Raw genomic sequence first — 234 nt, forward strand, 5'->3', positions numbered from 1 at the left:
AACCAGCTCTGGGGCGGCGAACTGCTGCTGGCCGACTGTCAGGGATTTCAGCGTCTGGCAACCCTGAGCCCGATGACACTGCTCGGAGGCGAGCAGGCCATTCGCGAGCCTTGGCGCCTGCTCTATAGCCTGCTGTTGCAAAACCATGACATTGAAGAGTTGCAGCAATTGGCGGTCTTTGCTGCCGAGCCTGCAGCCAAGCTGGCCAACCTTGGCAAGCTCGCCAGCCGTGGC

General features: G+C 61.5%; 1 pseudogene. It reads left to right on the forward strand.

The window, feature by feature from the left end:
* Positions 1-234, forward strand: a pseudogene (locus tag QCB45_RS11535) (hypothetical protein); the annotation flags it as partial.

The organism is Thiomicrorhabdus sp. ZW0627 (genome assembly GCF_029767005.1).
Classification (GTDB): domain Bacteria; phylum Pseudomonadota; class Gammaproteobacteria; order Thiomicrospirales; family Thiomicrospiraceae; genus Thiomicrorhabdus.